At 40.4% G+C, this 24580-nt stretch carries 22 protein-coding genes; 7 read left to right on the forward strand and 15 right to left on the reverse strand.

The features are described 5' to 3' along the window. The first annotated feature begins 62 nt into the window (after window positions 1-62). Window positions 63-1406: an aldehyde dehydrogenase family protein gene (locus tag QQK09_RS10990; RefSeq protein WP_284204183.1), complete on the forward strand. Its 1344-nt coding sequence runs from the start codon at window positions 63-65 to the stop codon at window positions 1404-1406. A 125-nt stretch (window positions 1407-1531) separates the two neighbouring features. Then, window positions 1532-2299 (forward strand): 2OG-Fe(II) oxygenase family protein, encoded by a 768-nt coding sequence (locus QQK09_RS10995; protein ID WP_284204184.1) that lies wholly within the window; start codon window positions 1532-1534, stop codon window positions 2297-2299. A 190-nt stretch (window positions 2300-2489) separates the two neighbouring features. Here QQK09_RS10995 and QQK09_RS11000 read toward each other — a convergent pair whose 3' ends face one another. The 7 genes from QQK09_RS11000 to QQK09_RS11030 are packed head-to-tail and all read right to left on the reverse strand — an operon-like array spanning window position 2490 to window position 7873. Then, complete coding sequence (locus QQK09_RS11000; RefSeq protein WP_284204185.1) at window positions 2490-3122, reverse strand: SDR family NAD(P)-dependent oxidoreductase; 633 nt, start codon at window positions 3120-3122, stop codon at window positions 2490-2492. Between the two features lie 45 nt (window positions 3123-3167). After that, window positions 3168-3998, reverse strand: a complete 831-nt coding sequence (locus QQK09_RS11005) for a heme ABC transporter ATP-binding protein (protein ID WP_284204186.1) — start codon at window positions 3996-3998, stop codon at window positions 3168-3170. Continuing rightward, window positions 3998-5059: a FecCD family ABC transporter permease gene (locus QQK09_RS11010; protein WP_284204188.1), complete on the reverse strand. Its 1062-nt coding sequence runs from the start codon at window positions 5057-5059 to the stop codon at window positions 3998-4000. Before QQK09_RS11010 ends, QQK09_RS11005 begins: the two co-directional genes overlap by 1 nt. A gap of 6 nt (window positions 5060-5065) precedes the next feature. Next, window positions 5066-5929, reverse strand: coding sequence for a heme/hemin ABC transporter substrate-binding protein (locus QQK09_RS11015; protein WP_284204189.1), 864 nt, complete (start codon window positions 5927-5929; stop codon window positions 5066-5068). Next, window positions 5926-6363, reverse strand: a complete 438-nt coding sequence (locus QQK09_RS11020; RefSeq protein WP_284204190.1) for an ExbD/TolR family protein — start codon at window positions 6361-6363, stop codon at window positions 5926-5928. The genes QQK09_RS11015 and QQK09_RS11020 overlap by 4 nt, the downstream gene beginning before the upstream one ends. Beyond that, window positions 6360-7049, reverse strand: coding sequence for a MotA/TolQ/ExbB proton channel family protein (locus QQK09_RS11025; protein WP_284204191.1), 690 nt, complete (start codon window positions 7047-7049; stop codon window positions 6360-6362). Before QQK09_RS11025 ends, QQK09_RS11020 begins: the two co-directional genes overlap by 4 nt. 2 nt (window positions 7050-7051) lie before the next feature. Beyond that, a complete protein-coding gene (locus QQK09_RS11030) occupies window positions 7052-7873 on the reverse strand; it encodes an energy transducer TonB (protein WP_284204192.1) in 822 nt (273 codons plus the stop codon). 146 nt (window positions 7874-8019) lie between these two features. Between QQK09_RS11030 and hutW the strand changes: the two genes are divergently transcribed. From hutW to QQK09_RS11055, 5 genes are all read left to right on the forward strand, one after another. Next, window positions 8020-9357 (forward strand): heme anaerobic degradation radical SAM methyltransferase ChuW/HutW, encoded by a 1338-nt coding sequence (gene hutW / locus QQK09_RS11035; RefSeq protein ID WP_284204193.1) that lies wholly within the window; start codon window positions 8020-8022, stop codon window positions 9355-9357. A gap of 53 nt (window positions 9358-9410) precedes the next feature. Then, window positions 9411-9929, forward strand: a complete 519-nt coding sequence (hutX, locus tag QQK09_RS11040) for a heme utilization cystosolic carrier protein HutX (RefSeq protein WP_284204194.1) — start codon at window positions 9411-9413, stop codon at window positions 9927-9929. Continuing rightward, window positions 9926-10447 (forward strand): heme utilization protein HutZ, encoded by a 522-nt coding sequence (hutZ, locus tag QQK09_RS11045; RefSeq protein ID WP_284204195.1) that lies wholly within the window; start codon window positions 9926-9928, stop codon window positions 10445-10447. The genes hutX and hutZ overlap by 4 nt, the downstream gene beginning before the upstream one ends. Window positions 10448-10515: 68 nt before the next feature. Beyond that, complete coding sequence (locus QQK09_RS11050; protein ID WP_284204196.1) at window positions 10516-12642, forward strand: TonB-dependent hemoglobin/transferrin/lactoferrin family receptor; 2127 nt, start codon at window positions 10516-10518, stop codon at window positions 12640-12642. 167 nt (window positions 12643-12809) lie between these two features. Continuing rightward, on the forward strand, window positions 12810-14597 hold the full coding sequence (locus QQK09_RS11055; RefSeq protein ID WP_284204197.1) for an ABC transporter ATP-binding protein: 1788 nt from the start codon (window positions 12810-12812) through the stop codon (window positions 14595-14597). Window positions 14598-14823: 226 nt separating this feature from the next. Here the strand turns inward: QQK09_RS11055 and QQK09_RS11060 are convergent, their stop codons facing one another. From QQK09_RS11060 to QQK09_RS11095, 8 genes are all read right to left on the reverse strand, one after another. Next, on the reverse strand, window positions 14824-15192 hold the full coding sequence (locus tag QQK09_RS11060) for a ribosome recycling factor family protein (RefSeq protein ID WP_284204198.1): 369 nt from the start codon (window positions 15190-15192) through the stop codon (window positions 14824-14826). A gap of 112 nt (window positions 15193-15304) precedes the next feature. Next, complete coding sequence (gene msrA, locus QQK09_RS11065) at window positions 15305-15862, reverse strand: peptide-methionine (S)-S-oxide reductase MsrA (protein WP_431312590.1); 558 nt, start codon at window positions 15860-15862, stop codon at window positions 15305-15307. Window positions 15863-16284: 422 nt separating this feature from the next. Next, the gene (locus tag QQK09_RS11070) at window positions 16285-18399 is read right to left on the reverse strand and encodes a type I secretion system permease/ATPase (protein WP_284204200.1); all 2115 of its coding nucleotides are present in this window, start codon (window positions 18397-18399) and stop codon (window positions 16285-16287) included. Next, window positions 18396-20339 carry a bifunctional diguanylate cyclase/phosphodiesterase gene (locus tag QQK09_RS11075; RefSeq protein ID WP_284204201.1) on the reverse strand — a complete coding sequence of 648 codons (1944 nt, stop codon included), beginning with the start codon at window positions 20337-20339 and terminating at the stop codon, window positions 18396-18398. The genes QQK09_RS11070 and QQK09_RS11075 overlap by 4 nt, the downstream gene beginning before the upstream one ends. Before the next feature lie 5 nt (window positions 20340-20344). Beyond that, window positions 20345-21010, reverse strand: coding sequence for a transglutaminase-like cysteine peptidase (locus tag QQK09_RS11080; RefSeq protein ID WP_284204202.1), 666 nt, complete (start codon window positions 21008-21010; stop codon window positions 20345-20347). Window positions 21011-21035: 25 nt separating this feature from the next. Further along, on the reverse strand, window positions 21036-21626 hold the full coding sequence (locus QQK09_RS11085) for an OmpA family protein (protein WP_284204203.1): 591 nt from the start codon (window positions 21624-21626) through the stop codon (window positions 21036-21038). Between the two features lie 17 nt (window positions 21627-21643). Next, the gene (locus tag QQK09_RS11090) at window positions 21644-22957 is read right to left on the reverse strand and encodes a TolC family outer membrane protein (RefSeq protein WP_284204204.1); all 1314 of its coding nucleotides are present in this window, start codon (window positions 22955-22957) and stop codon (window positions 21644-21646) included. Between the two features lie 5 nt (window positions 22958-22962). Continuing rightward, window positions 22963-24357 (reverse strand): HlyD family type I secretion periplasmic adaptor subunit, encoded by a 1395-nt coding sequence (locus QQK09_RS11095; protein ID WP_284204205.1) that lies wholly within the window; start codon window positions 24355-24357, stop codon window positions 22963-22965. Between the last annotated feature and the right edge of the window lie 223 nt (window positions 24358-24580).

Here is a 24580-nt window from a genome sequence, read left to right on the forward strand (position 1 = left end):
ATCATGGATATCCCTTTTTAAACATTAATAATATCGAGATATCTCGATATCGAGGTTTTATAATGCAAGAAATTAGTTCATTTAATCCAAGTAATGGCAAAGTACTGGGTTCGGTTGTTGTTAAAACAAAACAGCAAATTGAAACATTAATTACCCAATCTGCTGTTGCACAAAAAACATGGCAAAAGATGGCGATAACGGAGCGTGTAAAACGGGTGTCTGAGGCTTTCCAAGCGATTGAATCGAAAGCTAACACGCTTTCTGAGTTATTGGCTAAAGAGATGGGCAAAGATATCCGTCGTGCGAGTGGTGAGGTTTCCGGTGCATTATACATGGGAAGTTACTTAGCTGATGCGTCGTTTAATGCATTAAAAGCACGCCACACTTCGGGTAATACGCAACTTCAATACAAAGCATTAGGGGTGGTTGCCGTTATTTCACCTTGGAACTATCCACTGATGATGGCCACCAATCTGATCGTACCCGCGCTGATTGCTGGTAATAGTGTGATTTGGAAGCCCTCTGAAGAAACACCACTAATTGCAGATGCACTATTTAATGCTTTGCAAAAAAATTTACCAGAAGGTGTGTTAACCATTGCCCATGGTGATGGCGAAGTCGGTCAACAACTGGTTGAAAGTAACGATGTCAATATGATTGCTTTTACTGGGTCAAAAGCGGTTGGGCACGACATTATGCAACGCAGTGCGACTAACCTAAAACGTTTAGTGATGGAGCTTGGTGGTAATGATCCGATGATTGTGATGCACAATGCCAATCTTGAGCAAGCGGCGCGTTTTGCTGTTGCGGGTTCTTTTGAAAATGCCGGGCAGATGTGTACCTCGATTGAGCGTGTTTATGTTGATCAACGTGTGGCAGCGCAATTCGAATCCTACGTCACGCAAATTGCCGAGCAATATCAAGTAGGGCCTTGGAATCAACCCAATGTAAATATTGGCCCGATCATTAACAGTAAACAGCACAGTAAAATTGTGGCGCAACTTCAAGATGCTCAGGATAAGGGCGCGCAGTTTATATTAGGGCAGGTGGAGCAGGCTACTCCTTACATAATGCCAACGGTGATCACTAATATGAACAAACAGATGTCTTTAGAAAATGAGGAGACGTTCGGGCCGGTTGTAGCAATTAGTCGATTTAATACCATTGAAGAGGCGATTGAACGTGCTAATGATACTGAATATGGATTAGGTGCGGTTGTTTATGGTGGTAAAGGTGCAAATGAAGTCGCAGAGCAATTAGAAGCGGGCATGGTCGGCATCAACCAAGGTCAAGGTGGTGATGGCGACGCACCATGGGTTGGCGCTAAGCAGAGTGGCTATGGCTATCATGGTTCAGTTGACGGGCATCGACAATTTGCGCAAGTTAAAGTGGTCTCTGGGCGCTAGCATCAGATTATTAATAAACTGATATTGCACATTATTAGTTTACTTTGAGCACTACCAACATTTTCGAAATGTATTTCCGCTTATATTTCAGTCTTATATTTCGATCTAATATAGAGATAACATTTATGAACAAACAACACTTTTTTATTGCTGCTCGAGAGTCGGGTAGCATGCGTCACGATCTGCCTTTATGGGGTTCGCGCATTGAAAACCCAATGCAACTGAGCGCTACTTCTCCTGCGCAAGTTGAGCGTGAGGAGGTACCTTCAGTGCCCGGTGCATTCCAGTTACACAATGTCCTTAGCAAGGCAGAATGCGAAACGATTATTGAAGCAACAGAAGCGCTGGGTTATACCGAAGATGCAGCTGTTTCTTTGCCACGTACCGTGCGCCATAATAATAACTTAACCTGGGTCACTGATGATACTACTGCTGATATGATCTGGAATCGCTGTAAAGATAAGTTCACTGATAAGAATAACAACTTTTTGGGTAAGCAACCCTTGGGGCTGAATGGACGCTGTCGCTTTTATAAGTATCAACAAGGTGATTTTTTTGCAACGCATACTGATGGTTCTTGGCCTGGTAGCCGCATTATCGATGGTGAGTTAATCGCTAATGCCTATGATGATCGTTGGAGTATGTATACGTTTTTGATTTTCCTAACGGATGATTACGAGGGTGGCCATACACAGTTTCTGATCAATAGTGACAACCCAGCGCTTCCCGCGCGAGGCTACGACAATTCAGAAACCGTCAATGTTCGAACGCCAGCAGGCAGTGTTTTATGTTTTCCTCATGGTACACACCCATTACATTGCTTACATGGCTCAGAAGGTATTGTCGCAGGGACCAAATATATTATTCGCAGTGATGTATTGTTTGAATTATAAGCCTGTTGATATTAAATGGTTTAGTTAAATTGACTTAAAAAGATCGGTTTTTACCCACTCAAGGTGATAAAAGGGATTGTTGTCCTCACTGATGTACAAAATTTCTATTTTATCTCCACTAATATGACCGTATTAGTGGAGATAGGTTTTTGCTCAGAAGCTACACATTGTGTTTTATGTGTAGGTAATACTAGCGACTAAGACTCGCATCCACACATTGGTAAATTTCGCCAATACTCTCCGTATTTAATAATAGCTGGTGGGTTAATCTTGCTACTTCACCGCGGGTGATCTGGCCATGTATCTCTTGATGTTGTGATAACTCACCTTGATGGGTGAGGGCACCATCTTTCAAGCCACCCGGGCGTAGAATAGTGAAGTCGAGTGTGCTGCTTTGCAACCATGCTTCAGCGAGAGATTTTTCACGTACCGCACCTCCAAAACCACGTTTAGCCGCATCAGATAAATACTGCCATGAATCGCCACAACCCAATGATGTTATGAGTATCAAGCGTGATGCTGAATGCAACGCTAGAGCATCAATTAAATGGCGATGACCGATATAATCAACAGGAACTTCTGCATTAAAGCTACCCATAGTGGAGATATGTACTACCCCTTGGGGAAGTTTCGCCACAGTTTGTTGAAGCTGTTGCTTATCGGTAGCATCGCACTTTATTGCGTTAATATTAAGTTCGTTGATACGTGCGTTGTTAGTGGGATCTCTGCCTATTGCTGTTATCGTAAAACCTTGCTCGTGGAAGTAATCAACCATTGCTGCACCAAGTCCACTGCCTGCGCCCCATATCACTAAATTGTTCATCTATTATTCCTTTTTTTATTTTTATAACTAACTGCTAATCACTATCTAAATAGCACTGATCACCATCGGGTAACCTAAATCGGGATGTGCGATAACCCGTGTTTTACATTGATAAACCTGTTCAATATTGTCTTCGGTGAGTACTTCCCATGGTGTGCCATCGGCGACAATATTAGCGTTATTTAAGATCATCACTCGGTCCGCATATTGCGCTGCTAAATTAAGATCATGCATCACAATTACAACTGCAGCTCCTTGCTCTGCGAGTTGTTTCGCAAGGGTGAGGGTTTGATGCTGATGAGAAAGGTCGAGTGCTGCGGTTGGCTCGTCGAGCAGTAATACTTTTTTAGCACCGCTTTGCTCTAGTTGAGTTAATACACGTGCAAAATGCACTCGCTGTTTTTCGCCGCCAGATAAACTCGGGTATGAGCGTGTTGCTAAATGCTGGGTATCCGTGCGTTGCATGTTTTGTTTTGCCAAATGCTGTATCTCAGCATTTGCACAATCCAGTGCGATACCACCGAGTTCAACCACCTCTTGTGCCGAAAAGTTAAATACTAGGCTACTTGATTGTGGTAACACTCCTACCTGTTTAGCAAGCGCTCTAGAGCACCAATTTTGAACTGTTTTTTGGTTAAAAAACACCTCGCCACGGATCGGTAACTCTTGGGTTATGACTTTTAGTAACGAGCTTTTCCCGGTGCCATTAGGGCCAAGCAGTACGGTTAATTGACCATAATTAAACTGCGCAGAAACATTACGTAGAATAGTTTTTTTACCCAATTCAAGGTGTAAATTTTTAAAGCTTAGTGCCGCCTGTGCTGATGCTAAGGTTGCAGGGTTCTGTGTAGGGTTGTGTGCTGAGTTCTGTTGCATTAAATACGTCCTTTCTGTTTAACCAATAGCCAGATAAAGAAGGGGGCACCAAGTAGTGCGGTGACAATACCTACAGGCATATCTAAGGGAGCGACAATGGTGCGCGCAATCATATCCGCAACCAATAGCAGTAGAGCACCTAATAACATCGACAGTGGTAAGAGTGATTTATGATTTGGACCACCGATCATACGTCCTAGATGAGGAACAATCAGACCGATAAAACCTATCATGCCAGCAACAGCCACGGTGACACCAACACCTGCTGCTGCCAGTAAAATTAAACGACGTTTTAACGCTTGCACTTTAATGCCCAAATGGCGTGCTTCCGACTCGCCCAATAACAACGCATTAAGCGCAGAAGCATCTCGATAAAATAGAATAAACAAAGCAATTAATGCGCCATAAGCGAGACTTAAATTTCCCCAGTTTGCACCCGCTAATGAGCCCATCGACCACAGAGAAAGGTCTCGTAGTGCTTGATCATCGGCATAATAGTTAAGTAAACCTAACCCAGCACCCGCCAATGCACCTATCGCAACGCCGGCAAGTAACATCATGGTGACCGATGTACCCGTTGAGCTTGTACCCAGTTTGTAAACTAAAATCGTGCTTAATGCGCCGCCTAAAAAAGCAAACAGTGGCACGGTGCCGAACATTAATAACATCGGATAACTTTGCGCTAAACTGCCAAACAGAACTATCGCAATGGCGGCACCTAAAGATGCGCCTGCGCTAACACCAATGATACCTGGGTCTGCTAGCGGATTACGGAATAGCCCCTGCATGACCGTGCCACAAATGGCTAAAATTGCGCCCACTGCAATCGCGAGCAGTGTTCTTGGTAATCTGATTTGTTGAATAACCAATGCAATATGAGTAGGTATTTCAGTACTCAACCAGTTTCCTCTTAAATTTTCAGGTAACAGTGCCCCCATACTTTGTGCAATTGAAATATCCATAGGGCCTAATGTGACCGAGCAGACGATCGCAAAATATAACGCGATAACACCGAGCAATAAGAGTTGTTTACTAGAAAGGGGAGGGAAGTTAACAGACATTGAAAATTAACCCTGTGTATTAAGAAAAGAGTGATTTAGCTGTTTAGCAAGTTCAATACTTTGCAGCCCAAAACCGATTATTGCACTACTTGGCACCGCTATGATTTGTCCTTCCATGCCAGCTGGTGTCGCCGCTAATAGTGGCAGTTTTGCTAATATTTGTTGTTTCCCACCAAAGCTATCCCAAGCTCTCTGACTAACCAGAATATAATCTGGATTCATTTTAATAATCCCTTCAAAGGAGATAGGTTTGTATGACTCGATAAGTTCTGCAGCGGGGTTTAATGCACCCGATAAGCGAATGACTTCATTAATCGATGTGTTCTCGCCGCCTACTGTTGGCGCTCTGTCTTTATTCAACATTAAGAAGAGTACCTTGGGTTGTGTGGATAGCGGGCTGTTTTCAAGTTGCTCAATATCTTGGTGCAACGATTTTTTGAGTGCGACAGCTTGTACTTGCTTACCAGTTAATGACGCAACCGTATCAATACGTTGCTCGAGTAGTTCAATAGTATTACCAGTGGGCACGGTAATCACCTCTACATTGCTCGCTTTAAGCATATTCAGTGTGCTTTCTGGGCCCATCTCATCGGTACCAATTAATATACTTGGAGCTAATGACATCAATCCTTCCGATGATAACTGGCGATGATAGCCAACCAGTGGTAGCCCAGTTTTTTGTGCATAATCACGACTGGTCATATCAATCGCTACTAGGCTTTGTTGCGCATCTAGGGCAAAAAACAGCTCAGTTAACCCTGCGCCAGTGCTAATAATCCGTTCGCTGTTGGTATTCGCATATACGTTAACAGCGCTAACTACCAAGGCGCTAAGAAATACAAGGTGTGTAAGGCGTTTTTTAATGTTCATGTTTGTTCATCCATAATTATGTTAGTGGCATTAATATTGTTTTTTTGCATAAAAGCGAGCAGTTGCAACATACGTTCAACAGACACCAGTTTATCGGAGGCGATAACCACCGGACGTTCAGGGAATTTTTTATGTAACCCGAGTAGAGTTTTACTAAACCCATCAAAATCGGGGTAGTGCATTTCTTCAATTGCCCATCCATTCCCCTGCGCCGACAGATTGTTGTCAGCCAGTAAACTGATGGCAATCACCTGTTCATTTTGTGTCTGTAAAACGTCACTGTGCTCAGTGCTAGGTACATCAAGGGTCAAGGTTTTTACGGTGATATTGGCGGTCAGTAATAAAAACACCATCACGATAAAAATAATATCTAATAACGGCGTTAAATCCGGTGTCTGGTTAATGGCCGTTGCATCGCTGCGTGACTGAATCATGCGTACTCCTGTACTGGATAGCACTCAGTAGCAGTCGTTTTTTTGCATTTTGATGTTTTTAAACACACGCCTTCAATTAGAAGGTTGCAGTGATTTAATCCATTTTCGATGGTTGCTAAGCGGCTATCTGCCCACATATTTAGTAGCTGTGCGCCGGTAATCGCAGGTAGCGCAATAATCAATCCTGCAGCAGTGGTCGACATTGCCAGCCCTAATCCATCGGCAAGTAATGCAGGTTCAATCCCCCCCTGTGTCGCGGCAAGGTTTTTAAACATATCGATCAGGCCAATCACAGTGCCTAATAGCCCAACTAAAGGCGCGATAACACCAATAATGGCCAATATTCTTAAACCACTGGTATAGCTATGACGTTTTTTCTGAAGCCAGATATTAACTGTTTCTTCACGTAAGCTTTTGCAAAAATTACGATGTAGTAACAGCATCTCAAATCCCTGTGAAAAAGTAGATTTACCTTGTAGGTGTTCTGCTATAAAACTCTCAACCAACTTACCATCACTTAAATTAAGCGCGCGTAATTTAACTAGCAACGCGCGGCTTTTGGTGCGTGAATTGAGCGATAAAAAGAGGGTTCTTTCTAATATAATCATCAGGGTAATGACTGACATTATTGATAATGGCCAGGTCATGACACCGAGTTGAGACTGAATTGCTGTGATAATTTGCATGATTAATTTAATCCAAAATTGATAGGAACTTGTACACGATAGGCGATAGCTTGGCCTGAATCCTGTTGACGAGAAAACTGCCACTGACGTATTCCTTTTAGGGCCGCTTTATCTAAAACTTGATGTCCAGAAGAGTTGATGATGTGCTGTTTTGTCTGTTTTCCCTGCTCATCTAACCAAACCTCAACCAATACAATGCCCTCAATATTGCGTCTTTTTGCACTATGGGGATAAGCAATAGGCGCAGGGCGTGCACTAAAGGTGATTTTCTCGACTATTTTTGGTGCGCTTTGTTTAGCTGTGCTGGCACTTGCTGCTGGCGGTATTAGTTTGTCTATTTTTTGAGGGGGTTGTTGTGCCTCCTTGCTTACCTCCTTAGGTATTTTCTTGGGCTTTGTTTGTGGCTCATGTTGCGTTACTTTTTCAATTTCATCTTCGGTAGCAATTTTAGTGTCAGTTTTGCTAACTGAACGCTTCTGTTGTACTTTTTCTAGCCGCTTAATTTCCTTCTTTACTGGTCTAACGACAGGTTTTTTGTCGACTTTTTTAACTACTTTTTCAGTTTTTTCTACCGGCTTAGGCATTACTTTTTCGACCACTTGTTGCGGTGTGGAGACATCCTTTTTAACCGGTGTTTGTTGCTCTTTTATCGGTTTTTGGGGCTGTTCATCTGCTTTTACAGGGGTAACTAATTGTATCGCAATGCTGCTTTTCTGGGTTGCATTCAAGTCTAAATATAGGCTTGGAGGTGGCGCAGAAGAAAACGCAAGGCTATGAATCAGAAAAGAAAAGATAATTGAAAACAGATATCTAAGAAAAAGCACTTGTACTCCAGTTTATTTAAACGATTGTCATTTTTAGCTGATAATACCCTAAATGCGAATAAGATCAATTATCATTTGCATTTGGGTTTATTGCAGTTAAGATAGCGCTCTCAAAAATGATAATTATTAAAAGGGAGTGAATGTGAATGTTTGAAATTGATAGCAGCGATGAAAATTTAGTGGGGCTCTCAACACCCGACCCATTAAAGTTTGCTTTCTGTCGAAAAAAGTCTGCGCATGCGGGTGGCAACATGCACTTTGTTGCCCAAGATCAGGTGCAGCAATCGCTGGCAAGTGCGCTTGAGACGGTGAACGAAAATACGACTAAAGCGCGCTGTTTATATATTCATATTCCATTCTGTCGTGTGCGTTGTACTTTTTGTAGTTTTTTCCAATATGCGTCCTCGAAAAAGATGATGGCCGAATATTTTCAAGTATTAATGGAAGAGATCTCTTGGAAAGCGGCGCAAAAATGGACTCAATCTGCTCCTTTTCAAGCCGTATATGTCGGTGGCGGTACACCAACGGATCTTTCTGCAGAGCAACTCTTACAACTGGGTCATAAAATTCGTAGCGCCTTTCCACTAACGCCTGATTGTGAAATTACGCTAGAGGGACGTGTAAATCGTTTTAACGACGAGAAGTTTGAATCGGCATTAGAGGGCGGCTTTAACCGTTTCTCATTTGGCGTACAAAGCTTTGATACTAAGGTGCGCCGCAGTGCAAAGCGTTTAGATGATGGTGATTACGTAGCGCAAAGGTTACAAGAGATGGTCGCTTACAATAGTGCGCCAGTGGTAATCGATTTACTCTATGGTTTGCCGCATCAAAATTTACAGAATTGGAAAACAGATCTTGAAACCTACCTTGAATCAGGGGTGAACGGCGTAGACCTTTACCAACTTATCGAGATGAAAGGTATGCCAATGGCATTATCCGTCGAGCAAGGAAAGCTGCCGCACCCCGCAGATACTGCGACAAAATCAAGCATGTTTAAGATGGGCGTGGAGTTCATGGCAAAACATCATCAGCGTTGTTTAAGTGTTAACCATTGGGCGCGTGATAACCGTGAACGTAGCATTTACAACAGCTTAGCTAAAACGACTGCTGAAATATTACCTATCGGTGCAGGAGCTGGTGGTAATTTTGGCGGTTTAAGCGTTATGCAAAGTCGTGATATGGACACCTATATCAAGGCAATAAAAGCACGTCAATTCCCAGTAATGGGTGCGATGCATGCAGCGCCCAATGCACACCTTATCAATAGTGTTAAAGCCGCATTCGATAGGGGCGTACTTGCTAAACGTACGCTCAATCAGGCGGCTAATGCACCTTACTTCGAGGGATTGATGCCACTGTTTGAAGCATGGCAAAAAAATCAACTGGTAAAGGTAAATGAAGATTACCTAACACTTACGCTAGCAGGTCAATTTTGGGCGACCACACTAGCACAAAAACCTTATTCAAACTATCCAAAACAGTAACAATCAAAAATCAGGCTCGATGCATCCACATCATGCCGCTTAAAGGAGAAACTATGTTTTTAAATAAAAGCCTACAAGAGGTTCAAACGCTACTTAATGCAGCATTAATAGAAGAGCCCGGGTTAAATTTAGCAAGCTTTGCACAAAGTCAGGGATTGACAGAAGGAGAGGCGACGATTGCGTTGCCGGCAGAGCTAGTCACTACCTGTTCTGGTCAACACGCGGAGGCAATTTTAACGCAATTACCTGATTGGGGAAATGTCACTACTATCGTGCATTCATTTGGGTCAATCTTTGAATTTAAAGCGGCTTTTCCAAAGGGCAAGCTTGACCACGGTTATTACAACATTATGGGAAAAGCGGGATTACACGGACATCTGCGTTTGGATCTTGTGGAACAAATCGCCTTCGTCAGTAAACCTTTTCATGGTATGCAAACCCACTATATCGGTTTTTATAACCCTGCTGGTGAGTGCGTATTTAAGGTTTACCTTGGTCGCGATAAAAAGCGTCAGTTATTACCACAACAAGTCACTAATTTTCATACTTTACAGCAGGGACTTTGTGCATGATTGATAAACAAGCACGTTTACAGGGACGTTTAATACCTGAAATACATGAATTTCGTGAGCATTGCCAAAGTTTACAGCTAGCGACATTAAATGATGGGTTACCACACGCGAGTTATGCCCCTTTCGCTTATACCGAGGCAGGGTATTTCATTCTTATCAGTGATATTGCCCAGCACGGACAAAACCTAAAAACCGCAAAATCGGTTGCATTTATGATGCTTGATGATGAATCGGCTGCTAAATCTATCTTTGCACGTCGTCGTTTAAGCTATGAAAGTCAGGCCAATTGTATCGATAAGAAAAGTGATTTAGGTGTGCAAGGACTCAATGCCTTAGAGGCACGTTTTGGTGACATGATCCCGCAATTAAGTCAGCTTAATGACTTCAACCTCTATCAATTAAAACCACTGAAAGGGCGTTATGTGAAAGGGTTTGGTAAAGCGTTTGAGCTAACGGGTGATGAACTACAAGACATTACTCACCTGCAAGGTGGCCACAATAACAAAGGTCATGGTTAAAAAACTTTTCTTTATCCTTTGTAAGTGAACGATCAAGGATGAACAATTTTAATGAATAAGGAAGCACAATGCTTAATAAAAATAGAATGTTTAGTAAAAACAGATTAGCAGTCTGCGTTGCGATTGCCATTTCTAGCTCGGTTTCTGCTGATGAGGCTGTATTCTCATTTGATGAGGTGCAAGTATCAGCAACACGAAGCCAACAAAGTATTCAAGACACGGCAGCTTCGGTAGCGGTTATCTCCGATAAAACCATCGAAAAAGATATGATCAATAATGTGGCGGATCTTTTTGATTATACACCGGGCGTTGATATTGAATCTGATTCTCGCCAAGGCGTACAGGGCATCAGTATTCGTGGTATTTCTGGTAATCGAATCAAAATAATCGTGGATGGTGTTTCACAGGCCGATCAGTTTGAAAACGAATACTCCTTTATCAATTCTGGCCGTGTTGATGTTGATATGGATATGCTGAAATCGGTTGAGGTTGTCAAAGGGGCGGCTTCATCATTACAGGGTAGTGATGCAATTGGTGGTATTGTTGCCTTTACCACTAAAGGACCAAGTGATTTTTTAAGTGACGATAAAAATTACGGTGGTCATCTTAAACTTAATTACTCCTCTGCTGATAACTCTTTTTCTGAGTCGGTCGCATTAGCTAACAGGTTAGGTAAACTGGAAACCTTAGTCGCTTATTCACGCAAAGATGGTCATGAAGTTGATAACTTTGGCAGCCCTGATAAGCAAGATAACGAAGCAAATAACCTATTAGTGAAATTGCAGTATCAATTTAACGAAACTAACCGTTTAGAGTTTACAGGTGAGTATGTAAATAGCAGTATTGATACAGAGTTAACCGATGACAGTTACACAAATTATGCTGGTGATGATCAAAGTGATCGTTACCGTATTGGTTTGAAACATATCTTAACAGCCAAGACTGCAATTTTTGATGAATTGACATGGCAAATTGATTACCTTGCTAAAGAGCAAAACAGCATTACTGATCGTACTTTTGTGTCCAGTGGTAATGAACAGACAAAAGATTACGTTTATAGTGATAAAGGTGTTCAGGCTGATATTCAATTAGATAAGTTTTTCAGTGTAGGTAACAGTGAGCACTACTTAGTATACGGTGCTTCATTTGAGTCTAAGGATATTAGCAATACTAATTTGGAATATAACTCGGGTTATGATGATCAAGAGATATTCTATATGCCTGAGGCTTCAGAGCTGAACTACGGATTTTTTGTGCAAGATGAAATTGTCATCAATGACTTAATCTTAACACCAGGCGTGCGATTTGATTCATTTAGCACCAATCCTGGTGATAACCTCCCTGAAAGTGGTTACGATACTAGCCTCTATAATAAATATTCTGATTCAGCGGTAACAGGGCGGTTAGGTGCACTGTATAGCGTGAGTGAGCACCACAAACTATTTGCACAGGTAAGCCAAGGTTTCCGAGCGCCGGACTTTCAAGAGTTATTTTACTCTTACGGCAACCCAACCCATGGTTACGAAAGTATCCCTAACCCTGAATTAGAAGCGGAAGAAAGTATCTCTTATGAGCTAGGTTGGCGTATTGAAACTGAGGCATCGTTTACTGAATTTGCTGTTTATTACAGTGACTACGATAACTTCATTGATTACCAATTCACCGGTGTTTCAGATGGATTGTATCAGTACCAATATATCAATATAGATAAGGCAACGATCAAAGGGGCTGAGGTGTCAAATACCCTTGATTGGCATCGTTTAGTCGGCACACCAGAAGGAATTTCAACGCGTTTTGCGGCTGCATATACCGAAGGTGAAGATGGAGAGGGCAATGCACTGAACTCTATCAACCCATGGAACGCAGTTGTTGGCTTAAACTATGATCAGCCAGCAGGTAAGTGGGGAACATCACTAAAAATCGCTTATACCGCGAAGAAAAAGCAGAGCGATGTGACCGCTACAACAGACTTTATGGGTAATGAGAATGATATGTTTACCCCTGACAGCTCAACAGTGGTGGATTTAACCGCTTATTACGTGCCGATTGAAGATCTTACTTTACGCGCAGGACTATTCAACTTAACCGATGAAAAATACTACAACTGGAGTGATGTAAACGGACTTCAAGAGGAAGATGATTATTATACGCAGGCGGGAAGAAACTTTTCAATTACTGCGAAGTACTTATTCTAACACCTTGTTGTAAAGTTAATTTAAGCAACATTTAATGAGAAGCTAACTCTTTACAAAAGGGTTAGCTTTTTGCTATCAATGACATATCAATAAATAGCGCTTGTTTAACTGATCTACAAGCGTACTATTATTTAACTTAATTCCTCATTTGTATTTAAGGCTCAAGTTTGACATCCATTCATATCGATAATAATTGGTTATTAAAACGTATTCTTAGCCATAAAAAGAAGTTGATCATTGCTAACGTGATCGCCATTTTTGCAACCATTTTAAGTGTGCCTATTCCACTCTTACTACCTTTGCTGGTGGATGAAGTATTATTAGAAAAACCTGCGGGTGGTCTGGAACTGCTTAACCATATCATGCTCAGCTCGTGGCAAACACCACTCGGTTATATTGCGATGGTCACGGCGTTAGTCGTGGTAATGCGCATCTCTAGCCAAATATTAAATATTTATCAAACGCGTCAATTTACCCAGATTTCCAAAGCATTAACCTGTTATCTACGTAAACATCTGCTCGATAAATTGGGCAATATCAGCATGGCACAGTATGAGTCGCTAGGTAGTGGCACACTGACCTCACACTTGGTCACTGATATTGAAACCGTCGATAAGTTTATTAGCTCTACCCTGAGTCGCTTTATTGTGGCGCTGCTTAGCGTGTTAGGTATTGCGGGGGTTTTATTTTGGTTAGACTGGAAACTTGCACTGTTTATCGTATTGCTCAACCCTGTCATTGTTTATCTTTCTCGTGTTATGGGTCATCGAGTTAAAAAGCTTAAAAAACTGGAAAATCAATCCTTTGAACGCTTTCAACAGCGTTTGGTCGAAACACTCGATGGTATCTATCAGTTACGTGCTGCTAACCGAGATAGGGAATACTTACAACGCCTAAAGGTTGATGCAGATAACATTCGACATGATGCCGATAACTATGCTTGGCAATCCGATGCGGCTAATCGTCTCTCATTTTTAATGTTTTTAGTGGGTTTTGAAATATTCAGAGCCGCAGCGATGGTATTGGTGTTGATGGGGGATCTTACTATCGGGCAAATTTTTGCTATTTTTGGTTACCTGTGGTTTATGCTTTCGCCGATTCAAGACTTACTTAATATTCAGTACTCATGGTTTAGTGCGACAGCTGCGATCAAACGTTTGAATAGCATCTTAAACCTACCAGAAGAGGTAAAACCAATTGCAACTGTTTATCCTTTTGTTGATCAACAATCCTTCGACGTAGAGTTCAGAAATGTTGATTTTTCCTACGATTCAGAGCGTAAGGTATTGGATAACTTGAACATGGTTATTCCTAAAGGAAAACGTGTGGCATTAGTCGGTGCTTCCGGAGGTGGAAAATCGACCCTGATCCAGTTATTGCTTGGTATCTACCAAAAGCAGGCGGGTGATATTCTTATTGATGGTCATCAAATTGAAAAAGTGGGCTACGATGAACTTCGTTCTAAAGTCGCGGCTGTTTTACAGCAACCGATGATATTTAACGACACCCTAAAGCAGAACCTTACCTTAGGGAATCAATTTGACGATCAAGCACTGTACAACGCGCTAGAAATTGCACAATTATCAGATCTTCTTCGTACCTTACCAGACGGATTAGACTCACAATTAGGTCGGCAGGGGGTACGCTTATCGGGTGGGCAACGTCAGCGTCTAGCGGTCGCACGCATGATATTAACCAACCCTGAATTGGTGATTCTTGATGAAGCGACCTCGGCACTGGACACCAAAACAGAAGCGGCGCTGCATCACGCACTCAATACCTTTTTAGCTGATAGAAGCACTTTGATCATCGCTCACCGTTTATCGGCAGTAAAACAGGCCGATCTTATCTATGTATTAGAAGACGGTAAAGTCGTGCAATCGGGCACACACAGCAGTTTAGTGAATGTGTCTGGGCTGTATCAAACCCTTTATGGCAATCTACAAAGTGGCTGATGACGGGATGCATGTTGAAATAAGATGATCGTTAGTTTCTGCATCATTACAACTCTTTTCACAAAAGGCTGAGATATATTCTGGTCAAGCACAACTAGATATCAGCCTTTTGTTAATATTTAGAAAAGAGTGATTTAACATATTGAGTGTGGATAAAATGTGTGAATATACTTATTATAAAGATTAAAAACGTAGCAATTATATCATCGATTATTTAAGTTTTGGATTAATCAAATCCTTCTGCTGCATCAATCGCATGTCTAGCTTCGCTTAATGTACAACCCGTTTCTATCATTAACTGATTCACCGATATTGCAGGGGATAACTTTATTATCTGATCCAAATTAAAACTTGCTGGTGGTAGTCCTGTTTCAATGGCTTTTACAATCCATATTAATTGTTCTTCACGTAATCGATGGCCTAACTCAATAAGCTGATGATGGTTGCCCGTTAGTGACCAATTTTTGGAGCGGCGGATACGCATTAAACTACAACCGTATTGATTAGTAATCTCTACTATTGTCGCTTTACAATCAATACGGTGGAGAAAGTTATTCAATTTTATTGATAGTATTTCTGAAGTGAAATTTGGCAATGTACTGTCCATCAGGGCGTTTGATATGTCAAAGGTTAATGATAACTGCTGGCAAAACCTTTGACGATCATTAATTCAGATTGATGCCTTTAATTAGTCATTAATGTTTGGCTCAATCATGTGTTGCACGATCCCCCCAAATCTCGTTCAAACGTTGGTCTCGACCACAATTCCAACGATATGCCTTGTAACGTATTGGATTATTTTTGTAATAATCTTGATGATAGCTTTCTTTACCTTTGATCGGATAAAAAATACTTGCGGTTAATATAGGTGTTACTACCGTTTGATTAGGAAATGCTTCGATCACCGCTTGTTTTGATTTTTCTGCGAGTGCTCGTTCCTGCTCATTCGCAACAAAAATAGCGCTTAAATAACTTGCTCCTTTATCACAAAACTGGCCCCTTGCATCAAAAGGGTCAATATTAACCCAGTAATGATCTAATATTTCCTGGTAAGTAACTTTATTAGCATCGTAAGTTATTTCAACCGCTTCATAATGTCCTTTATGGTTTCCTCGGTAAGTGGGATTTTCTACTTCACCACCGGTAAAGCCTGAAATAACATCTGTAACACCGGGTAATTTTTCAAAATCAGATTCCATACACCAAAAACAACCGCCTGCTAATACGGCTTTATCTGCATTTACGAATGGCGCATGAAAAAGCATCGATGTCGATAATATTAACCCTACTATTTTATTCATAAAATTCTCTGATTAATGTAATGAATGGGAAAAATACAATATGATCTAATAACTAGACCCGACATTGGTGAAAATTATTTCACCAATAAAAAATTAACATAAGCAGATGTTGCGAGTATTAACGATCGGTATTAAACGTATCGATAAAATGGCGATGCTTGATATTGTTTGCTATGAATTTCAATTGGCACGGATAGCAAAAGGTAAAATGCCAAAACAAATTTAAGTGAATGGGCTGTATTTATTAAAACAGTCATTAATGCAGGAAGTTATGCATTTAGAAAACGGCGGGCATAACTAATCAATCAAAAGTTAGATAGGTGGTGAATAACACTTAGCCACCTATCTAACCTGCTATTTAGCAACAAATAACAGAGCAATATTATTTATCTATTTTGTGTCACGTTACCTTCACTCAGTTGTTTAAGTACCTGACTCTTAGGACCATCAGCAATAATTCGCCCTTGTTCCATTACAATTAAACGATCTACGACATCTAACATATTCGTTTTATGAGTAATAAGAATAAGTGTATCGTCTTTAGAAAGTGCTTTTAGTTGGTGTTTTATGTTTAATTCTGAGCGGTTATCCATGCTGCTTGTTGGTTCATCCATTAATAATACCGGTGGTTTTCCGACAAGGGCTCGGGCTATCGCAATAGCTTGTCGTTGTCCTCCTGAAAGTGCAGAGCCACCTTCACCTACCTGTTTCTCTAATCCTGCAGCATCTTGTTGTGTAAAGTTTGTCACCCCAGAGCGCGCTGCTGCAAGTAAAATATCTTGATCAGTCGTTAATGGACGACCCAATATAATGTTGTCGCGAATAGATCCAAAGAAAAGGGTGATGTCTTGAGGTACACAGCCGATATTACGACGTACATCAATGTGGTGAAGTTGTTTGATATCGGTATCATCAATTTGCACTGACCCTTCAATGGGTTGATATAATCCCATGATCAAACGTTCAATAGTGGTTTTTCCTGAACCAATACGCCCAATAATAGCGACTTTTTCACCTGGATTAATAGTGAAACTCACATCTTTGAGCGCTGTGTTCGTCGCATCTGGGTAACTAAAACTGACCTTATCAAAAACGATTTTTCCCTTGATAACAGGGCGGTGAATATACCGTTTTCCATCTTCTTGCTCGGTTGGCATCTGCATCAGTTGCTCGATAATTGTCATCGCAGATTTTGCTTGATTATAGCGCGTTGATAGCAATGAAAGTTGCACCATAGGACCAACAGCGCGTCCGCTTAGCATGGTCGCGGCTATCAGTCCGCCCATGGTTAACTGCCCATCAGCAATAAGGTAAACACCAAATACGATCATCGCCACCGATACAAACTGTTGTAAAAATCCTGCTACGTTTTGAACTGAATCTGTAAGGCGACGAGATTTCAGTCCCCAGTTAGCCATGTGGGCAACTGCTTCTTCCCAACGATATTGAAATTGATTTTGTGCGCCAAATAATTTAACGGTTTCTAAACCACTTAAACTTTCGATTAGGTTGGCATTTTTCTGGGATGAAAGACGAGAACCTTCTTCGATGCTACGACGTAAAGGTCGTTGGATGAATAAGCTATAAATCGCCAAAATGATGACTGCGATTAAAGGGACAAAAGCTAGCGGACCTGCAACAAACCAAATTATGACAAGAAACATTAATGCAAAGGGCAAATCAATCATTGATGAAACGGTCGCAGAGGTAAAAAACTCTCTGATAGATTCAAACTCTTGCATATGTCGAGCAAAGGCACCAACTGATGGTGGTTTGGCTTCCATGCGTATACCCATAACACGACTAAATATTTTTGCTGAAATTAACAAATCTGATTTTTTACCTGCTAAGTCAATAAAATAACTACGCATCAGTTTTAGTATTAAATCAAAAACAAAAATAATAGTGATGCCGATCGCCAGCACCCATAAAGAATCAAATGCAAGATTAGGGACTATTTTATCGTAAACAAGCCGTGTAAATAGTGGGGTAGAAATAGCAAAAATATTGATTAAAATCGAAACGATGAATACATCACGATAGATGTTACGTGATTCCCACAATGTACTCCAAAACCAGTGACCATCTCGGGTTTTTAATATCTCAGGTGAACGTTCATCATATCGAAAACGCTTTTTCATTAAAAACAGATGACCTGCATATTGCATATTTAGGTCATCAAGTTTAATCCATTGCTGGCTTGCATCGGATCTTCCCAGTACAACTTCTGCTTCATTTTTATCATGGTCGATACTCAGCACAACACATGCATCATTGCCTTTTAATAGTACGACAACAGGGAATAGTAATGGGGAAATATCTTTGAGTGCCATTTTATTTTGTTTAGCTTGCAAACCCGCTTTTTCTGCCGCACGAGGCAAAAGGAATGGCGTAAGCAGGCCATCGGCAAGAGGAAGGTCAGCAACCAACGCTTCAGGTGAGTTTGCCTGGCCATAATAGCGACTGACATAAACTAACGATTGTAATAGTGGGTCTTTCATTCAGATTTCTCGCTATCAATTTTATCGACTACATAACCTTGGAAGCCTCGTACCATCAACTCGGCCAATTTTTGTTGCTGGCTGACTTCTTCTACACGTGTGGCAATGGTAGTAATCAATAGGTTATTAGCTGTGCGTGTAATGGAAGCGAGCACATCAGCCTTAACTTCTTGTTCAATTTGATGTGTATATGCAAAGTCTAACTTCACGTAAGCTGGACGGAATTTATTCAGGTAGCCAATAGATCCGAAATTATGACCAAAATTATCAATACCAAAAGCAAAGTTTTTTTGATGGATGATTTCGCATAATAATCCTGCATTATCAGTATGTTTGATGAAACAAATTTCAGGAAGCTCAAAGAAAATACGTTCTTTTAATTGTGGGTTAGATTGCATTTTATTAGTTAACCAACGAATGAAGCCGATGTCGTTGACACTACTTTTTGTAATATTAACAGCTATAACGCCCAAACTTTGATCGTTATTTAGCATGTTAAATAGAGCATCGATGATATACATATCCATATATGCACTGGTATTGGTTTGTTCAATTGCACCTAAAAACTGTGCCGCATAATATTGATGTCCATCTTTTTCAATGTAAGCAAAGGCTTCTTGATGGAGTGTGTTTTGCTGATGGTCAATAATTTTTTGAAAATTAAATTTAAACAATTTATTAGCAATGGCTTCTTCTACCAATGCTTTCCATTGTCGTTTCCCCATTGTATATTTTGTGCCGCTGTCATTTTGTTTTGTTACATCAAATAATGCGAGTGGTTGTTGTGGTTGTTGTTTAGCTTGCATAAGCGCGTTATCGGCTTGTGCAAGTAGTGTCGTAATTGTATCGTCTGGGTTACGCATCACTAAACCAACCATCGCTTGCACTGGTGCAATATCAAGTGGATCGCTTTGCAGTTCTGATGCCATATCCAGTAATAAACTGCCCATGATTTTAAGTTCAGTTGCTGTTATATTTGGTGCTAGTAACATGAATTCAGATTGGTTAAGGCGTGCGAGCGTATAATCATCGTTAACCAGTTCTTTCATCCTAGCCGATAGTTTTTGCACTAGACGATCACCAGCTTCATAGCCACCTTGTAAATAAGCTTCAGTAATTAAATCTACTTTGAATAATGCGATACCGCCATCTGACGGAGAGGTTAGCCAATAATTTATTTGTACCATCAGATAACTACGGTTTGCGAGTCCAGAAACGGGATCTTGGTACGCTTTTATACGCAGATGATCTGCTTCTTCAGCCTGTTGATCAAAATGGACTTCAAGTTGTGCGCTCATATGGTTGAATGCAACCACAACGTCACTTAATTCACGGATATTGGGAATTGATAATGGTGGACCAAATTGATTGTCAGACATTTTACGAGCTCGAAGCTGAATTGCTTTTAGCGGTTTAAGTACTTTAGATAAAATTAATGCGAGTAATAATAGACCCGATAAAAAGGTAACAATAAAACCTAACATAAGCTGTAAACTGATTTTCCAAAGCTGTTGATAAGCATAAACCGAACTACTGGTCACAGATAATTCTGCTAGTTGTACCCAGCCACTGGTCAAGGTTGAGCTACGTGTAATGGGAGCAATAACGATAATACTTTGGAACCAAGTTGGTACACTTATTACTTTTGTAGGATAGCTACGAACAATCTCACCGCTATCATCTAGCATGTTAAGTTTTACTGCGCTGTAAGAACTGCTGTCGAACGTAGCGTTGATCACAGATGTTGCCGATACCGTATCATTAATTTCTAAGTAAGGGCCCAATGCCATGCCAACAGCATTGATTGCATTATCAATTTCAGTTGTTTGTTGTTCACGTAAAAAATCTCGTGTCGTATGAAATTGCACCACAAACACAGAGGCGATCAGTACAAAAAATACAAGCAGCATCCAGATTAATAGTTGTCTATAAAGTGTCATTGTATTTACTCATCAAAGTTAATTTTAGGTTTCTGTAGTTTGATACGGTCTGAGCGGAGGCGTAGGTCGTTCCATAAACTTAATTTGGAAGCTTTACCTGCTAACTGCTCTTGTCCTTTTTGTTTCATTAACCAGAGTTTACTCGCATTAAAGCTGTAAATAGGCAGTAAGTCTGGTCTTTCTGTTGCGCGTTTTATTTCACCACTAAGGTTATCAAGCAATAATGGTATTGATGATGGAGTAGGGTAGTACGCCACCACCATATGAAATTGATTGAGGTCGATTGCGTTGACATAGGCTAATCGTAATTTATTATCTGCAATGCCAAGTTCACGTAATGATAGGTATTTTGCAATACTAAAATCCTCACAATCACCCGCTCCAGCACCAATAAATTCGAGCGGAGTTGCCCAGAAGTCTTCTTTTCCCCATAAATTCAAGTCACTAATGAAAATGAGTTGATTAAAAAAATTATTGACCTCACGTAATTGAGCTTCAGTTTCTAGCGATGAAGTTTCATTGATCATATTTCGCCAAGCCTGCGCTCTCTTGCCCGCTCTTTCTCCATAAAACTGTGTAACCGTATTTATCTGTTTTATATCATTATTTGTTAGGGAGATAGCGGTTGCTGATAATAATAGCGTGAGTAAACACAGCGTTTTTACCTTCATACTATCGCATCAATTGGGACAAGCATTAATTCTCTCTTAGCGTAAAAATGGTCCACTCTTCAATAGTACTGTTGTCTGAGCCAATCACTTTTGCAACAACACGACGGCTTAATACGTTAATAGCTTCAGTAGTACCTGCTGCTATTGGTTCATCATCACCAAAACCAATGGTTTGTATTCTTGATGCTTCAACACCCTCTGAAATGAGTTTTAAACGTACTCTTTCTGCTCGATTATTTGATAATTGCACGTTATGTTCTCTATTTCCGACAGGGCTCGCGTAACCTTTTAATTCAATATGAGTCTCTGGGTATGCTGCTAAAAATTTGGCCATTCGCTGAATGTCAGGTAAAAAAGAGTTTGGTATTTTTGATGAATTGTTAGCAAAAAGAACGCGTACATCATTTTCTTGCTCATGATTAACTTTAGTCGGACAGCCATCATTATCTACAATTGCGGTGTGCGACGTATTGATACATTTGTCACGGGCATTAATAACGCCATCATTATCATCATCACGTTGATCTTGTGATTGCTCTGCAGTAGGTTGCTCTTCGGCGCTGAAAGAACAGCCAAATAAGGTGAGCGCTAATAAACCTGTTATAGCTATTTTCATTGTGAATACTTCCTTATCTATTTGACTGTTTTTAGCCAATTGTCTGGTACATCAACGCGTAATCCATCAAGTAATAAACCTGTTGCATTTAATACTCGATACTTAGCTAAAATGCCGCTGTAATGGGCATTTAAATATGCTTTGCGTGATTCAAATAGTTCATTTTCTGTGTTCAATAAATCAAGTAATGTACGTTTTCCAATCTTAAATTGCTTTTCATAGGCGATAACGGTTCTCGCAGAGGCATCAACATGCTGTTGTAAATATTGTGTTTGATCAGATGCTAATTCCATCGAGCTCCAAGCTAAACGAGTTCCTTCATCTAGCATACGGAGTGCACGATCTCGAATATCCTTAGATTTATTGATTTGATAGGCTGCACGACGACTTTTAGCTGCATCTGAACCACCATTAAAAAGGTTGTAACGCATTTTTAGCATTGCTTTAAATTCATCGGTATCACCTCGTGAACCATCGAGTTCGTCACCCCATTCTTGAGACGCCTCAATACTAAATGTAGGAAATATTGTCCCTTTAGTTTGTTCATATTGTTGCTGAGCCGCATCAATATCATTGGAGGCAACATAAACAACAGGGTTGTTTATGCGTGCTTTTTCCATCGCATCTTCGAGTGATGTCGCAATATAATTACGATCAACCTCTGGTTTTTCGAGTGCTTCTGGGTAAGCTCCTGTGGTACGTGCAAAGGTGGTGATTTTATCGTTAAGGTTACTTTTTGCAGATAATAAGTTGGTATTGGACCGCGCTAAACGTCCTTCAACTTGAGCAAGATCGGCGGTTGAACCAATACCTGCATCGGCACGTTTTTTTACATCGGAATACATGCGTTGGTGAACGGCATAGTTATCTTCGGATAATGCGAGTATCTCTTGTGCACGCAATACATCGAGGTAATTTTCTGTTGCAGTTAATGCTAAATCTTGAGCATCAGCGAGTAATTGGTAACGCTGAGCTTCTGTTTCAGCTTTATTACGCTGAATATCGTTATAGGTTATTGATCCATCCCAGAGTAATTGTCGTATCGATAATTTCGCATTTCGTGGGTCAAAATCCCCTTTAGTGCCTAATTTATTATCGTAGTCTTCATAACCAATACCTGCTTCTAGATCGACAGAAGGGAGGTAGTCACCTGTTGAAGCGTCAATCAACTCTTGACGACTCATAAATTCATTATAGCTACTCCGTATTTCGGGGTTTGAACTTAATGTTTGAGCTATCGCTTGCTCTAATGATTGAGCCATCACTGGTATCGCAATAGTCTGCAGACCAATTAGTAGAGCAATTTTTTTAATACGTGTATTAATTCTCATATTTATTATTCTCTTAACGCCGTTTGACGCGCTTTGAGTACAGGTTTAAACAAATAATCTAAAACAGTACGTTTGCCTGTGATGATATCTGCCGATGCGGTCATGCCTGGAATGATAGGTAAAGGATTACCATCTTTCCCTTTCAGGGTATTATCGTCTGTTCGGATGCGTACTTGATAGTAACTATTACCTTCTTCATCCTGGATAGTGTCTGCGCTAATTGTTTCTAAGAAGCCAGACAAACCTCCGTATACAGTAAAATCATAGGCACTGAATTTAATCAGCACCGGTAAATCAGGGCGTAAAAAACCAATATCTTTCGGCGCAATTTTTGCTTCTACTAGCAAGTTATCTTCTGATGGAACAATCTCAATTAAATCCATACCTGGCTGGATAACGCCACCAACGGTATTAACATATATTTTTTGAATGGTGCCTGTTACCGGGGATAATACAACGGTACGATTTACGCGATCTTCATGTCCTACCTGCGATTCTAATAAACCCTCTAGTTGATCACTGGTCTCATTTAACTCTGCTTGTACTTCAGAGCGAAAGCTAGAAGCAATATTGATGTATTTGAAAATCACTTCTTGAATGGTTGCTGTTGTTACGGGTATTTCCAATTGTGCAGATGTTAACTCGCGCTTACTGTCGTTCAGTTGACGCTCCAGTTTGAGTAATTCAATTTTAGGTACCACACCTTCGTCTGCAAGTGGTTTGGTAATGTTATATTCTTTTCTGGCTATGTTATAACTTCGCTGGAGGTTATTTATTCGTGATTTAGTTTCGATCAACTCTCGTTCTTTCTGACTAATTTGTTGTGCCATACCAGAGAGTTGATTTTGTATGTTTGAAATTTTATCGTTATATTCGTTTTCTTGACGTCGTACCAAGCCTTTATTATTTTCTGAAAAAGTGCTATCAAATTTCAGGATGTCATTTTTCACCTCAACACTTTCACGCCAGTTAACGATGGCATTGTTTTTGTTAATGATGATGCTGTTTAGTAAAGCATTCAAACGTATTGAGTCAGCTTGAGAGCCTGATAGGCTTTGTGTTTGTTCTCGGTAATTAGACTGAAAAAGTGTATCGTCAATTAATAATAACTTTTGATTTTGTTGAACATGTTGTCCCTCTTTTACTAAGACACTTTTGACGATACCACCTTCTAAGTTTTGTACAATTTGTAATTGTGATGATGGGATCACTTTACCTGAACCAACCGTCACTTTATCGAGTTTTGCTACCGAAGCCCAAGCTATAGCAACAATAAAGAACAGCAGCATTATCCATAGCATTATTCGAGCACTAACTGGTGTATTGAGTAATAGGGCCGCAGATTTATCATCAACGAAGTCTAATTGTGTTGTTGAAAGTGCTTTGCCTTTCTTTGCCATTATTTTGCCTTCGCCATAATATTTCCAATGTAAATGTAGTTGCGCAAAAATCAATATAGTAAGTCTTTATTTTACATTCAAGCTTTAAAAAAGCCTTCTTTAATAATAAGTTGGATAAATATCGTATTATTTGACATTTTCTTTCTGATTTTAATGTGATTTTTTATATGTCCTTCTTTAGATTAGTTTTTTCACTTGAAATGTCAACGATAAATGATCATGA

The sequence above is a fragment of the Psychromonas marina genome (assembly GCF_030161115.1).
In the GTDB taxonomy this organism is placed as follows: domain Bacteria; phylum Pseudomonadota; class Gammaproteobacteria; order Enterobacterales; family Psychromonadaceae; genus Psychromonas; species Psychromonas marina.